The organism is Streptomyces sp. LBL, from assembly GCF_029893585.1.
Taxonomy (GTDB): Bacteria; Actinomycetota; Actinomycetes; order Streptomycetales; family Streptomycetaceae; genus Streptomyces.
In genome coordinates this window covers 60577-75804 of the sequence record NZ_JARXYX010000042.1, presented here as the reverse complement: position 1 = coordinate 75804, position 15228 = coordinate 60577, and the positions used below count along the sequence as shown (strand labels likewise).

Sequence of the window (15228 nt, the reverse complement as noted above, 5' to 3'; positions counted from 1 at the left end):
CGGCCCGGTCCTGGGGCCCCCCGCGGGTAACCCCCCCTGGCGGGGGCTCCGTGGGGGGTGGGGGTTCACCGCGCGCCCGCCGCGCCGGCGGGGGGGGGGTGGCGCGGGAAACCCGCCCCCACCGCCCTGACCAGGAGTTCACACCCCGAGGGAGTGCGGAATCAGCTGCAGCCGCTGGTCGAGCCGCAGCCCTCGCAGATGTAGCAGGAGCCGGCCCGCTGCATCTTCGTACCGCAGGAGAAGCACAGCGGGGCGTCGGCCTGGATGCCCAGCTGCATCTCCACCAGTTCGGCGCTGGTGTGGGCCTGCTGCGGGGCGGGCATGGCTGCCTCGAACTCGGGCTTCGGCGTGGCTACGGCCTTCAGCTCCTGGGCCCGCGGCGCAGACTGGGCCAGTCCCTCGACGTCGACCTCGTCCTCGGACGGCTCGTACGAACCGGTCTCCAGGTGACGCTGACGCTCCTCGGCGGAGTGGATGCCGAGCGCGGAACGCGTCTCGAAGGGAAGGAAGTCCAACGCCAAACGGCGGAAGATGTAGTCGACGATCGACTGCGCCATCCGCACGTCCGGGTCGTCCGTCATACCGGCCGGCTCGAAGCGCATGTTCGTGAACTTCGATACGTACGTCTCCAGCGGCACTCCGTACTGAAGGCCGACGGAGACCGCGATGGAGAAGGCGTCCATCATGCCCGCGAGGGTCGAGCCCTGCTTCGACATCTTCAGGAAGACCTCGCCGAGACCGTCGTCCGGGTAGGAGTTGGCGGTCATGTAGCCCTCAGCACCGCCTACGGTGAAGGACGTCGTGATGCCGGGACGGCCCTTGGGAAGGCGCTTACGGACCGGACGGTACTCGACGATCTTCTCGACCGTCTCGCGGATGGTCGCCTCGACCTTCTCCGTGACCTCGGCCTTCTCCTTCTCCTTGGTCTTGGCGGAGAGCGGCTGGCCGACCTTGCAGTTGTCGCGGTAGATGGCGAGGGCCTTGACGCCCATCTTCCATGCCTCGAAGTAGACCTCTTCGACGTCCTTGACGGTCGCCGACTCCGGCAGGTTGACCGTCTTGGAGAGCGCGCCGGAGATCCACGGCTGGATCGCTGCCATCATGCGGACGTGGCCCATAGCGGAGATGGAGCGCTCGCCCATGGCACAGTCGAACACCTCGTAGTGCTCGTGCTTGAGGCCCGGAGCGTCGATCACATTGCCGTTCTCGGCGATGTGGGCGACGACCGCCTCGATCTGCTCCTCCTGGTAACCCAGACGGCGCAGGGCCTGCGGGACGGTGCCGTTGACGATCTGCATCGAGCCGCCGCCGACCAGCTTCTTGAACTTGACCAGGGCGAGGTCGGGCTCGAGGCCGGTGGTGTCGCAGGACATCGCCAGACCGATGGTGCCGGTCGGGGCGATGACGGACGCCTGGGAGTTGCGGAAACCGTTCTTCTCACCGAGGTGCAGCACGTCCTGCCATGCCTCCGTGGCGGCGGCCCAGATCGGCGTGTCCAGGTCGTCCACGCGAACGGCAACGGTGTTGGCGTCCGAGTGCTGCTTCATGACGCGCAGGTGCGGCTGGGCGTTGCGGGCGTAGCCGTCATACGGGCCGACGACCGCGGCGATTTCGGCGGAACGCCTGTACGACGTGCCGGTCATCAGGGAGGTGATGGATCCGGCGAGGGCGCGGCCGCCGTCGGAGTCGTACGCGTGGCCGGTCGCCATCAGCAGGGCGCCGAGGTTGGCGTAACCGATGCCGAGCTGGCGGAACGCGCGCGTGTTCTCGCCGATCTTCTGCGTCGGGAAGTCCGCGAAGCAGATGGAGATGTCCATCGCGGTGATGACAAGCTCGACGACCTTGGTGAAGCGCTCGATCTCGAAGGACTGGTGACCCTTGCTGTCGTCCTTGAGGAACTTCATCAGGTTCAGCGAGGCGAGGTTGCAGGACGTGTTGTCCAGGTGCATGTACTCGCTGCACGGGTTCGAGCCGTTGATACGGCCGGACTCCGGGCAGGTGTGCCACGCGTTGATGGTGTCGTCGTACTGGATACCGGGGTCTGCGCAGGCCCAGGCCGCCTCGGCCATCTTACGGAAGAGCGACTTGGCGTCGACCTCCTCGATGACCTCCCCGGTCATGCGGGCACGCAGACCGAACTTGCCGTCCCCCTCGACCGCCTTCATGAACTCGTCGTTCACCCGGACCGAGTTGTTGGCGTTCTGGTACTGGACGGACGTGATGTCGTCGCCGCCCAGGTCCATGTCGAAGCCCGCGTCACGCAGGGCGCGGATCTTCTCCTCTTCCTTGACCTTGGTCTCGATGAAGTTCTCGATGTCGGGGTGGTCGACGTCGAGAATGACCATCTTGGCTGCACGGCGGGTGGCGCCACCGGACTTGATCGTTCCTGCGGAGGCGTCGGCGCCGCGCATGAAGGAGACCGGGCCGGAGGCGTTGCCTCCGGAGGACAGCAGTTCCTTGGAGGAACGGATACGGGAGAGGTTGAGGCCGGCGCCGGAGCCGCCCTTGAAGATCATGCCCTCTTCCTTGTACCAGTCGAGGATCGACTCCATGGAGTCGTCGACGGACAGGATGAAGCAGGCGGAGACCTGCTGGGGCTGGGGCGTGCCGACGTTGAACCAGACGGGACTGTTGAAGCTGAAGATCTGGTGCAGGAGGGCGTACGCCAGCTCGTGCTCGAAAATCTCGGCGTCGGCAGGCGAGGCGAAGTACTTGTAGTCCTCGCCGGCCTTCCGGTACGTCTTCACGATGCGGTCGATCAGCTGCTTGAGGCTGGTCTCGCGCTGCGGGGTGCCCACGGCACCCCGGAAGTACTTGCTGGTGACGATGTTGACCGCGTTCACCGACCAGAAGCCGGGGAACTCGACGCCACGCTGCTCGAAGTTGACCGAGCCGTCGCGCCAGTTGGTCATGACGACGTCACGGCGCTCCCAGGACACCTCGTCGTACGGATGCACGCCGGGGGTGGTGTGGATGCGCTCGATACGCAGTCCCTTGGTCGCCTTGGTGCCCTTGGCGCGGGAACTCCGTGCCGGACCGCTCGCCGTCTCTGTCATGCCGCCTCCCTGTACGGGCTAAAACGCCCTGAAGTGCCACGATGTTCCCGTGACACGGTGTTCTGTCTGGTGTTGCGGGCACTCACGTGCTACCCCGCAACAGGTCTATTCCTCACCGCCGCCCGGCCGGCCCCGTAGTTTGAGGCTCCGGTCCGACCCGCCGGTCAGTCAGCGACGCGTGCGGGCTCGGGGACCTGAGCAGTACCCCCGGACCCGAGGTCGCTTTCCTGGCTCCCCGCGACGGCGCCCTCGCCGTCGACGGCACCCTCGCGGTCCTCGTTGTCCGCGGCCGGGGACCCCGTCGCCCTGAGTTCCGCGATGGCTGCCTCGAAGTCCTCGGGCGAGTCGAACGCCCGGTAGACGGAGGCGAACCGCAGATAGGCGACGAGGTCGAGTTCCTGCAACGGGCCGAGTATGGCCAACCCCACGTCGTGGGTGGTCAGCTCGGCACTCCCGGTGGCCCGCACCGCCTCCTCGACCCGCTGGCCGAGTTGGGCGAGCGCGTCCTCGGTGACAGGCCGTCCCTGGCATGCCTTGCGCACACCATTGATGACCTTGGTACGACTGAACGGCTCGGTGACTCCGGACCGCTTGACCACCATGAGCGAGCACGTCTCCACGGTCGTGAAACGACGGGAGCAGTCCGGACACTGGCGGCGCCTACGGATCGACGTGCCGTCGTCGGTCGTACGACTGTCGACGACGCGGCTGTCGGGATGCCTACAGAAGGGGCAGTGCATGATCTCCCAACCCTCCTCAGAGCAGACTCGATAGCCTCAAGAGGCCTCTCGGGCCCCACGAAGCAGCCCCAGCATAGGCGATCTCCGAGGGCGCGAAGACCCGGGGGACCACAACTTCTGGGCTACTGCCGCAATCCAACCACTAGATGTGGGGATTGGCTCATACACGCATGCCGTACGCGCGTGTCGCTCCCGCAGGGGGGCATGCGCCACCGGACCGTACGCCGCAGCGACACATGAGGGCGCGCAGCAGTATCGCTTCGCCACATGCGGAGATACCGTGGGCGCCGCAGGGAGAGCACGTGGGGTTCCCGCAGAGGTGGGGGCCGGTTCCCGGTCGACGGGATGACGGATGGCAAACTGGGGCGGCACCCACGAGGTCGACACCCCGGCGGTGAAGAGTACAACAATGAGGCCTTTTGCCCGCTAGGTGCCGCGTCAGCTGTACACCCAAACACATGATCAAGTCAGGCTATTCGCGTTTTTTCACTCGAACGTGTGTTTGGCGCAACCTTTCGAAAGCAACTACCGTTGTCCAGCAGGGAGACCATCGAGAGGGGCCGACGTGACCACCACCGCAGACAGTGCCACCATCACTGCCCAGGAACGCTCCCAGGGCCGACTTGAGCCGGTGCATGCGATGAACGAAGCCACGAATCCCGAGGGGCACAAGCGCTCCCTGCCGGGCCGACCTCCCGGCATCCGGGCGGACAGCTCAGGGCTGACCGACCGGCAGCGGCGGGTGATCGAGGTCATCAGGGACTCCGTGCAGCGGCGCGGCTACCCACCGTCAATGCGGGAGATCGGCCAGGCAGTCGGCCTTTCCAGCACCTCCTCCGTCGCCCACCAGCTGATGGCACTGGAGCGCAAGGGCTTCCTGCGCCGCGACCCCCACCGCCCGCGCGCGTACGAGGTGCGCGGCTCGGACCAGTCCTCGTCGGCGCAGCCCACCGACACCGCGGGCAAGCCCGCCGCGTCGTACGTCCCGCTGGTCGGCCGCATCGCCGCCGGTGGCCCGATCCTCGCGGAAGAATCCGTTGAGGACGTCTTCCCTCTTCCCCGCCAGCTGGTCGGTGACGGTGAGCTGTTCGTCCTCAAGGTCGTCGGCGACTCGATGATCGAGGCCGCGATCTGTGACGGCGACTGGGTCACCGTCCGGCGCCAGCCGGTCGCTGAGAACGGTGACATCGTGGCCGCGATGCTCGACGGCGAGGCCACTGTCAAGCGCTTCAAGCGCGAGGACGGCCACGTCTGGCTCCTCCCGCACAACTCCGCCTACGAGCCGATCCCGGGCGACGACGCCACCATCCTGGGCAAGGTGGTGGCGGTGCTGCGGCGCGTGTGACGGCTGCGGCGGACGGGCCTCAGGTCCCGTCCTCTGACCGGGCCCCGGGACCCCTGCGCCGGTTCCGGGGCCCTGCGCTGTTCGTCCCCGGGTGACCACCGGCTCGGCCCGGTGGGTGGCCTGTCCGGCGCCGGACAGGCCACCCACCGGTCACTCCGCCTCCGCCTCTTCCGCCTGCTTCGCCACCGAGTCGATCGCGGCCAGCGACTTCCGGACCTGGTTACGGTCCGTCGTGTACCAGAAGTCGGGCAGTGACGTCTTCAGGTAGCTCCCGTACCGCGCCGTGGCCAGTCGCTGGTCCAGTACGGCGACCACCCCGCGATCCCCTGACGCTCGTACGAGGCGGCCGGCGCCCTGAGCCATGAGAAGGGCCGCATGGGTGGCTGCGACAGCCATGAAGCCGTTGCCGCCGGCGTCCTCCACTGCCTTCTGGCGGGCGCTCATCAGCGGGTCGTCCGGCCGCGGGAACGGGATCTTGTCCATGACGACCAGCTGACAGCTGGGCCCGGGGACGTCGACGCCCTGCCAGAGCGACAGCGTGCCGAACAGACAGGTCTTCGGATCGGCCGCGAAGTTCTTGATCAGCTCACCGAGTGTCTCCTCGCCCTGCAGGAGGATCGGGAACTCGGGGATACGGGAGCGCAGTTCCTCGGCGGCGAGTTGGGCGCCCCGCATCGAGGAGAACAGGCCCAGGGTGCGGCCGCCGGCCGCCTGGATCAGGTCCGTGAGCTCGTCGAGCATGTCCGCGCGGTCACCGTCCCGCGCGGGGCGCGCCAGGTGCTTGGCGACGTACAGGATGCCCTGCCTGGGATAGTCGAAGGGCGAGCCGACATCGACACCCTTCCATTGCGGAACGTCCTCGCCCTCCGTGCCCTCGGGAGCGAGGCCCAGCGAAGCGCCGACACCATTGAAGTCACCGCCCAGTTTCAAGGTGGCGGACGTCAGGATCACCGAGCGGTCCGCGAAGAGCTTCTCCCTCAGCAGACCCGATACGGACATGGGGGCGACGCGCAGGGAGGCGCCGAAACGGTCGTGTCGCTCGTACCAGACGACATCCCACTCGGAACCGTTCGTGATCCGCTCCGCCACGTCGTGCACGCCCTCCACCGAGGCCAGCGCCTGCTTGCGTACCGCGTCCTCGTCCTGGACGGACTTGTCCCGGGTCGCGCCGATCCCGGAGATCACGGTCCGGCACGCGTCCCGCAGTGCCATGAGCGCGTAGCCGAGGTCCTCGGGGATCTCTTCCAGGCGACCCGGCAGGGCCAGCTCCATCAGTCGCTCAAAGCCCTCGGCGGCGGTCTGGAGCTGGTCGGCGGCTTTCTCGTTGACCAGCTTCGCGGCACGGCGCACCGCGCGGTTGACCTGGCCCGGGGTGAGCTCGCCGGTGGCCACCCCAGTGACGCGCGAGACGAGTTCGTGCGCCTCGTCGACGATCAGTACCTCGTGCTGCGGGAGAACCGGGGCACCCTCGATGGCGTCGATCGCGAGCAACGCGTGATTGGTGACGACGACGTCGGCCAGTTTGGCGCGCTCCCGGGACATCTCCGCGAAGCACTCGGCGCCGTACGCGCATTTCGTGGCGCCCAGGCACTCCCGCGAGGAGACCGACACCTGTGCCCACGCCCGATCGGACACACCGGGCGTGAGGTCGTCGCGGTCACCGGTCTCGGTCTCGTCCGACCAGTCGCGCAGCCGCAGCAGGTCCTGGCCCAGCTTGCTGGTGGGTGCCGCCGCCTCGAACTGGTCGAAGAGGCCCTCCTCCTCGTCCTGCGGGACGCCCTCGTGGAGGCGGTGCAGACACAGGTAGTTCGACCGGCCCTTGAGCATCGCGAACTCCGGTCGGCGGCGCAGCAGCGGATGCAAAGACTCGACTGTGCGCGGCAGGTCCCGCTCAACGAGTTGGCGCTGCAGCGCGAGAGTGGCGGTCGCTACGACGACTCGCTCCCCGTGCGCGAGCGCGGGCACGAGATAGCCCAGCGACTTTCCGGTGCCGGTGCCGGCCTGGGCCAGCAGATGGGAGTTGTCGTCGATCGCGTCCGCGACCGCTTCGGCCATGGTCACCTGGCCAGGGCGCTCGGTACCGCCGACGGCGGCGACGGCAGCATGCAGGAGTTCGGGGAGTGAGGGCTTCGTCATAGCGCGACCACCCTACGACCCGGCACTGACAAACGGGTGACCAAGGCGGGGACCAGGGACGGGATCAAGACCAGGTGCTCCTTGGGCATGGATCGTATCGGTCGGGGTGGCGGTTGGGCTTGGCCGGTTCCGGTTCGGGCTGGATCGTTTGACGGCCGAGATCGCTTCGGTTCGTCTGCCAGTGGGCCGGTAGAGCTCCAGGGCGGAGGCGATCACCGCGGTGGCGGTGCTGGTCAGGGCACGGCTCGCGCATGCGGTCAGGTGGAATCGTGCTGGTCACGGCTCGGATCGCGAGGCCGTGGCCGACGGACATCGGCTCGGCTGGGATGTGTTCGGTGCTGCTGGAAATCCGTTCAGCGCGAGTGGGAACCGGATCGGCGCGAGCGGTGTACCAAAAGTGATGACGCTTCGACGTGACGTCACAGCAGATGGCGCAAGGATCGATCTCGGACCATGAGGGCGGCCCGCTTGGCGGGCAGGTCGACCTCGGCGGAGAAAAGGAAACCAGCGCCCAGAAAGGCGGCGATAGAGGGAATGTTGCGAAGGTCGGGTTCCGCGACAAGGCGGGCACAGGCGCACCGTTTGGCGAACACGAGATCGACTACGGCTTTGAGCAGAGCGCTGCCGACACCCCTGCCCCGGTCGGCGACACCGCCGATGAGGAGGTGGATACCGGTGTCGTGGGGGCGGGCGTGATAGTACCGGGCCAGCGGATCAAGGTCCGCACGGTAGATCTCCCAGTAACTCATCGGAATGCCCTCCAGCACACCGAGGCACGGGACACTGCGCCCGTCGTCGGCGAGTTGGGCTCGCAGGTGTTCATCGGTGACGGTCTGAGGTCCGGCGAGTGCCCAGAACTCCGCGACGGCGGGGTCGTTCATCCAGCGGCTGACAAGAGGTAGGTCCCTTTCCGGGTGAACGGGCACGAGCTGGAACGCGCCCACGGGGGTGGCGATAGGACCCCAGTCGGCGACGCGATCGAGCGGGTCGTCAGTTGCCGGGAGGAAGGAAGCGGGCGTTGTCGTGCCCTCGCTCCCGAGCCGGGCGGTGCCTGCGGAGACTCCCGCCTCCTGGAAGAGCACGAGGAGTTCGCCGGACAGACGCAGGTCCAGCGTGTCATGCGTGTCCAGGCTGCCCACGCGTGCGCCCGGGTGGGTGTTGTTTTCGCCCGTTCGCGGTCTCGCGTCGGCGCGGATGCCGACACGGGCGGTACCGGCGTTGGCGTTCGCGTCGGTGGGAGGCACGGTGACGCTCCTCTCAGGAGGGGGGTGGGTCATGTTCCTCAGAAATGAAAGGAGTTGGCGGCATGAACGGAGTTGGTGGTGGTCGGGAGTACTGATCAGGGATGCAGAGGGTTGGCGATGGTGACGTAGACGGACTGGGTGTCCACCGGGCCGGCAAGTTCGTCGAGGCCATGGAGACGGGTGAGCAAGTTGGCCTTGCAGCGCAGGACGGGTGAGTCGAGGAGGCGCGAGGGCAGGGTGCTGCTCAGACGGGCCGGGCCGGAGGCGACATCTGTGAGGAAGCGGCGGAAGGCGGCGAGCAGCAACTGTTCGTCGGCCAGGCGTTGGGAGCCGAACGCTCCGATGAGTCCGAGGACGTTGTTGATCGCGAGGTAGTACGTGAATCGCTCGTCGGTGACCTCATCGGAGACGAAGGTGTCGCTGTGCTCGCCGATTCCGGACAGCCTGGCGTCGAGTTCCGCGCGTCGGGACGTGCGGAAGTAGTAGCCCTGGTTGTCGCGGTAACGGCCGCCGACGGGCCAGCCGTCGCCGTCCAGGAGGAGCAGCGTGTTCTGCTGGTGTGCTTCGAGGGCGATACCTGCCTTCGCGTCGAGCCACAGCACCGGACGGACCACCTGCTCGAGGTAGCGCAGGAACCACTCGGCGGCGATAGTGCCTCGGGGACGACCGGTCCGGCCGGCGAGGCGTGTGACGACTTCCGCGAGGCGGGACCGCAGAGCAGGTCGGTCGGCGTCCTGGCCTCCTTCGAGCGTGCCTGCTGGGACACGGGGCCGGGGCGAGACGAGTCCGGCGATGCAGGAAACGTCGTCCGATGGGCTGAAGGGGTTGTGGCGAATCATCACGTCGAGTCCGAGCATGGGGTCGCCGCCCGGTCCGTCCACGGCGAGCCAGGCCGGGTCGCGCACGATGTCGAACCCGGGGTGGGCGGCGTGCCACTGCCCGGCCAGGCCGCTTCGGAGCAGCCGGTGGACCTCGACACCACGGTGGAGTTCCTTGCGGAGGTTCTCACGACGGGAGTTGGTGATGCGCAGGCCCAGCGACAGCTTGAGCATGGCGGGGGCGTCGGAGCGATGGACAGTTCGCAGAGAGGACGTGGGGTGCCATGGGACACCGTGGGTGCCGAGGTCTTGGAGGAGTCCGGCGTCGAACAGGGCCGCGGCCTCGGGACGGTGCCGGACCTCACGCAGCTGCCACGGGTGCAGCGGCAAGGCCGCGTAACCGTCGGGCAACGCCATCCCGGCTCCGGCGAGCCGTGCAGTGAGCTGGGCCGCGGCAACGGGGCGGCCACGTTCGGTCCAGGCCGAGTCGGTGGCGAGTACGGAAGGAGCGACAGCCAACCAGCGCAAGGGGAATGAGCCACGCAACTCGGGTGAGTACAACCGGGCTTCGGCCTCGGAGAGGCCTTCGCGGCTCTTCGGGGTCGGGTGAAGGGGGTGTCCGAGCACGAGTGCCTGTTCGGCCGCGAGGAAGAGGTCAGGGGCGTCGGCGAGATGCTTTCGGCGTTCCCCGAGGAAGACGCCTGTTCGACGAACGGAGTCGGCCACGCGCCCTACGAGATCGGCGGCGCCGGCGGATGGCTGGGGGCGAACGTGGGCAGCCCCTGCGGAAGCAAGTGAAGGGAGCGCAGGAAAGGCAGTCCGAGTTGTAGGGGTGACTGTGGGAGGGATCGCAGCGGGGGCGGGAGTGGGAGGTGAGACGTTGTTGAGCGTCGGTGCGGGATCGGCTTCCGGCCCCTGGATACCGGTGTGTTCGACGGGGCCGACGCCCAGGGTCGCATCGCTCAGCGTCTCCCTGGTGAGCAGTGCGGCGACCGTGACGGCGACCGCCGGCGGTGACCGGTCGGGGGTGTCGGCGAGGTACGGGATACCGAAGCGGTGCCATCCCGTCGCGGACCAGTAGTGGACGGGGACGAGGAGAGCTGTGCCGCTGGCCGGAAGTGGGATGCGGAGGATGCCGTTGTCGGAGGCAGGAAGGTTGGCCTCGCGTACCCAGCAGCGGAGCAGGTTCTCCACGGCGGCGGTCTCGGCTGCGGTGTGCGGGTCGGGGTGCTCAAGGAGGTCCAGGGCGTCGCCGAGCAACGACGCCTGCGCCGACCAGCCCGCGCCCGGCGCCCGGGTGTTTCCCTGGATCAGGGTTGCCCCTGGTTGCGCGGGACTCTGCTCTCCCCCGGGCGAGGCTGCTCGTCCTCGAACCGAGGGCTCCGCCAACTGTCGGTCGGCAACGGCCGCGGTTGGCGGGGGCGGCGTCTGACGGGACCGGGGAACGTAGTCGTCTGAAGGACCCGGCGACACCGTGCCGGAGGAGCTCCCTGGAGGGAGGGCGCAAGTGAGGCTGTCGGGAGTGGAGCCAGCGGAAGTGGATTCGGCGGGAGTGGAGTCGGCGTTCAAGGCGTGGTCCTCAGGGTTGTCCTGGCTCGTGCGCCGGTGTGATCCAGCGTCGTGTCGAAGCAAGGCGCGGGCGCGGGGCCGGGGCATTGCAGAGGCGGAAACAGAAGTCGAGGAGTCAGTTGGAGATGTGCGATGCCCGAGGCAACCCGCTCGGCGAAGGATGAGCTGACCGCCGAGGCGTGGATGTCTGGGCCTGTGCCCCCGTCCGGGCGTGTCCCACCGTCCCGGCCAGTGCGTCTACGCGGGTGCGCGCGAACGCATAGTCCAGCGTCGGCATACGAGTTCGCGTGCGTAGTCCCGCGGATCACCCTCGTACGCGAAACGCGCCCCCGTCGGCGCCCCGGCGCCGACACCGGAGCGCCCCACTTCAGCACCGCCAAGCGCAGAAGCGGCGGTCCCGCCGGTGTAATGCGCGGTGGTCTCCTCGGGCGCAGTCTCGGTCACGATTCTCCCCGTCCTCCCGCTGTCCAGGGGCCGCGATTCCTCACGTCCTCGCCCGCCCCGACATACGAAACCCCGGAGGCTTCGCTCGAAATCTCCAGGGAATTGGGCCCAAGAGACCCGGCCGACCACCACTGGCACCAGGCCCCCACCGCTACCAACCCCGGGCCCCTCACCGGGTTACGGGTTGCCCCAAGATCCTTGCCGTGGCTTACCCGTTGCAGTCCAGCACGGACCCAGATGGATGGGGATCGGCCCATGAGGACGGCCGATGCATCTTCTCCTCGGACGACGGGTTCTCAGCCCGCTGCGGGCGGGGGATCGAGTGCGTCGATGGCGGGCTGCAAGGAGGTGACAAGTGCGTCGAGCGTGGCGTTCTCGACTTCGCCGTCATGGGCTCTGTCGCGCTCGTCCTCTCCATTGGGACGTCGGCCGGGGCGTCGGCTCATCGTGTGTATTTCTCCACGCGCGGGGACGACGGACGGTGGGCGGTCGAGCTGCGGGATCCCGACGGAACGGGCACCACGCGCGTGGTGGGCTCGCCGTGATGACCGACGATGACCGCAATCCCGCTCGTCCGGCACCGTCAGAGACTCAGGACACTGGACAGTTGAGGCGCCCTGATGGGCGTGATGCCCCTGTCGCCCCGCAGGCGCCGCGCTGCTCATCGGCCCTCCGAACAGCTTGGCTCCTGGATGAATTGCCAGGTCAGAAAGCTCGTAGCGAAACCGTTGCCGTTCCGTGGGAAGTCCCCCTCGGCGAGCGCATATCGTGTGAGGCCGTTCCCGAAGTCCGTGAGACCGGTATGAACTCGGCGTGAGATCACAGCAGATCGGCGGAGTTCGGCCAAGATCACGACCAGAGCACCACGTTCTTCCACTCAGGGGGAGTCACACATGCGATCGATACGGCCGTCGTTCACCACTCGTCGGGGGAGGAACGCGCGCCGCCGAACCTCCCCCGTGGTGGCTGCCGTCGCACTCGCGTCGGCCCTCGCGCTCACCGCCACCGCCTGCAGCTCGGGGGATGCCGAAGCGGGCGGCGATGCCAGCGCCTCCGCCGCGTCCGAGGGCGACGGCAAGATCACGATCCCGGACGACATCAAGAACAAGCTCAAAGAGCACGGGATCAACATCGACAAGTGGAAGAACGGAGCCTGGAAGAACTGGGACAAGGACGACTGGCTGCGCGAGGCCGACGACTACATCAACCCCATCATCAAGGGACTGTGGAACCCTGACCGGATGCGCGACGCCGACGACCCGGACAACGCCGTCGACGCCGGCGACCTCGCCGGTGACCAGGGCGTGACCGACCCGACGCCCGAGCCGGTGGACGCGAAGGCCGTGTCGCCTGCGTACCACGCCAACGCCCCCGAGGCGGGCAAGGTGTTCTTCGACTCCCCCGAGGGCACGATGGTCTGCTCGGCGACGGTCGTCAAGGACCCCGCCCACCCCGGCAAGTCCAACATGGTGTGGACGGCGGGCCACTGTGTGCACGCCGGCAAGAGCGGCGGCTGGTACCGCAACATCGCGTTCGTGCCGTCGTACAACAACGAGGGCAACTCGGCCGAGGAGCTGCGGAACGCCACCAAGGACGAGGTCTCTCCGTACGGCGTCTGGTGGGGCGACTGGGCTCAGACCTCCGACCAGTGGATCGAGCAGGGCGGTGAGACGGGCGGTGACGGTGCCTCGTACGACTTCGCGGTCATCCATGTGACCCCGGAGGAGGGCGGCGGCAAGTCGCTGGAGGAGACGATCGGTTCGGCGCTTCCGGTGAACTTCAAGGCTCCGGCTGTGACGAAGGTCGACAGCGTCACGGCGACGGGTTACCCGGCGGCGCCGCCGTTCGACGGGCAGGCGCTGTACCAGTGCCAGGACAAGCCGGGGCGGCTGTCGATCAACAAGGCGGACCCGACGATGTACCGGATCGGCTGCACCATGACCGGCGGTTCGTCCGGCGGCGGTTGGGTCGCCACGGGCTCGGACGGCAAGCCGGCGCTGGTGTCCAACACCTCGATCGGCCCGGCGACCGCCGGCTGGCTGGCCGGACCGCGCCTGGGCGAGGTGGCCGAGGCTGTGTACGACTCCGTCAGCAAGAAGTCCGCAGACCAGTGACGTGATGGTACCGGCGGCCCGCCCCACAACAGGCAGGGGCGGCCGCCAGTGATGTGCATGTGCTGAAGGCCCGCCCTCGCCTCACGCGGGGGCGGGCCTTCACGCTCTCAACGCGCTACGACGGGCTCAGGCGAGCGGTGCCGGAACGTACAGCGCGAGATCCGCCGCCAGTTCCTCGTGCACCCGTGCCTTGAGCAGGGTGCCCTCCGGGGTGTGCTCCGCGGAGATCACCTCGCCCTCGTCGTGCGCACGGGCGACCAGCTTGCCGTGGGTGTACGGCACGAGGGCCTCGATCTCCACCGAGGGTCGCGGCAGCTCGTTGTCGATCAACGCGAGCAGTTCGCTGATGCCCCGTCCGGTGCGGGCGGAGACCGCGATCGCACGCTTCTCGAGCCGCATCATCCGCTGGAGCGTCAGCGGATCGGCCGCGTCCGCCTTGTTGATCACGACGATCTCGGGCACGCCGGTGGCGCCGACGTCCCTGATCACCTCGCGTACCGCGGCCAGTTGCTCCTCCGGGTTCGGGTGCGAGCCGTCCACCACGTGCAGGATCAGGTCGGACTCGCCGACCTCCTCCATGGTGGAGCGGAACGCCTCGACCAGGTGGTGCGGCAGGTGCCGGACGAAGCCGACCGTGTCGGCCAGCGTGTACAGGCGGCCGCTCGGGGTCTCGGCCCGGCGCACGGTCGGGTCGAGGGTCGCGAACAGGGAGTTCTCGACCAGCACGCCCGCGCCCGTAAGGCGGTTGAGCAGCGAGGACTTGCCGGCGTTGGTGTAGCCCGCGATGGCGACCGACGGCACCTTGTGACGCTTGCGCTCCTGGCGCTTGATCTCGCGGCCGGTCTTCATGTCCGCGATCTCCCGGCGCATCTTCGCCATCTTCTCGCGGATCCGGCGCCGGTCCGTCTCGATCTTGGTCTCACCGGGACCACGGGTGGCGAGGCCGCCGCCCTTGCCGCCGCCCATCTGACGGGACAGCGACTGACCCCAGCCTCGCAGCCTCGGCAGCATGTACTGCATCTGCGCGAGCGCGACCTGCGCCTTGCCCTCTCGGGACTTGGCGTGCTGGGCGAAGATGTCGAGGATCAGGGCCGTACGGTCGATGACCTTGACCTTGACGACGTCTTCGAGGTGAATGAGCTGGCCCGGGCTGAGCTCACCGTCGCAGATGACGGTGTCCGCGCCCGTTTCGAGGACGACGTCCCGCAGCTCGTCGGCCTTGCCGGAACCGATGTAGGTGGCCGCGTCGGGCTTGTCGCGGCGCTGGATCACGCCGTCGAGCACCAGCGCGCCCGCGGTCTCCGCGAGGGCGGCGAGCTCCGCGAGGGAGTTCTCCGCATCCTGCACGGTTCCCGAGGTCCAGACGCCGACGAGCACGACACGCTCCAGGCGGAGCTGGCGGTACTCGACCTCGGTGACGTCCTCGAGTTCGGTGGAGAGACCGGCCACGCGGCGCAGGGCCGCGCGGTCGGCGCGGTCGAACTGGTCGCCGTCCCGCTCTCCGTCGATCTCGTGGCTCCAGGCGACGTCCTCTTCCATCAGGGCATCGGCCCGAAGACCTTCGGGGTGAGACTGCTCGAAGCGCTGCGTGTCCTGGGAAGAAGATGAAGAGGAGGTCATTGGGTCCTTACGTCGATGGGGATTCCGATAGGCGGCGACAGAGCGGAAAGCGGAGCTTCTGAGCTGCTGCGTCATCGCTTTCAACGCACGAGTACCCCGGGAGATTCCCGTGTCCCGTGCCGCGCCGACCTGACGATGGTCG

At 68.1% G+C, this 15228-nt stretch carries 9 protein-coding genes; 2 read left to right on the top strand and 7 right to left on the bottom strand.

What is annotated here, in order from left to right:
• Positions 1-161: 161 nt before the first annotated feature.
• Positions 162-3056, bottom strand: a complete 2895-nt coding sequence (locus M2271_RS37090; protein WP_280891869.1) for a vitamin B12-dependent ribonucleotide reductase — start codon at positions 3054-3056, stop codon at positions 162-164.
• 164 nt (positions 3057-3220) lie between these two features.
• A complete protein-coding gene (gene nrdR, locus M2271_RS37085) occupies positions 3221-3796 on the bottom strand; it encodes a transcriptional regulator NrdR (RefSeq protein WP_280891868.1) in 576 nt (191 codons plus the stop codon).
• Between the two features lie 565 nt (positions 3797-4361).
• Between nrdR and lexA the strand changes: the two genes are divergently transcribed.
• The gene (lexA, locus tag M2271_RS37080; RefSeq protein ID WP_280891867.1) at positions 4362-5141 is read left to right on the top strand and encodes a transcriptional repressor LexA; all 780 of its coding nucleotides are present in this window, start codon (positions 4362-4364) and stop codon (positions 5139-5141) included.
• Between the two features lie 150 nt (positions 5142-5291).
• Here the strand turns inward: lexA and M2271_RS37075 are convergent, their stop codons facing one another.
• From M2271_RS37075 to M2271_RS37060, 4 genes are all read right to left on the bottom strand, one after another.
• Complete coding sequence (locus M2271_RS37075; RefSeq protein ID WP_280891866.1) at positions 5292-7277, bottom strand: ATP-dependent DNA helicase; 1986 nt, start codon at positions 7275-7277, stop codon at positions 5292-5294.
• 419 nt (positions 7278-7696) lie between these two features.
• Positions 7697-8521, bottom strand: coding sequence for a GNAT family N-acetyltransferase (locus M2271_RS37070; RefSeq protein WP_280891865.1), 825 nt, complete (start codon positions 8519-8521; stop codon positions 7697-7699).
• Positions 8522-8616: 95 nt separating this feature from the next.
• Positions 8617-10599, bottom strand: coding sequence for an IucA/IucC family protein (locus M2271_RS37065; RefSeq protein ID WP_280891864.1), 1983 nt, complete (start codon positions 10597-10599; stop codon positions 8617-8619).
• A gap of 1049 nt (positions 10600-11648) precedes the next feature.
• Complete coding sequence (locus M2271_RS37060) at positions 11649-11798, bottom strand: hypothetical protein (RefSeq protein ID WP_280891863.1); 150 nt, start codon at positions 11796-11798, stop codon at positions 11649-11651.
• A 447-nt stretch (positions 11799-12245) separates the two neighbouring features.
• Here M2271_RS37060 and M2271_RS37055 point away from each other — a divergent pair, with 447 nt between their 5' ends.
• Positions 12246-13466: a hypothetical protein gene (locus M2271_RS37055; RefSeq protein WP_280891862.1), complete on the top strand. Its 1221-nt coding sequence runs from the start codon at positions 12246-12248 to the stop codon at positions 13464-13466.
• A 126-nt stretch (positions 13467-13592) separates the two neighbouring features.
• On the opposite strand, the gene hflX is transcribed toward M2271_RS37055, so the two are convergent.
• Positions 13593-15086, bottom strand: coding sequence for a GTPase HflX (gene hflX, locus M2271_RS37050; protein ID WP_280891861.1), 1494 nt, complete (start codon positions 15084-15086; stop codon positions 13593-13595).
• Positions 15087-15228: the final 142 nt, after the last annotated feature.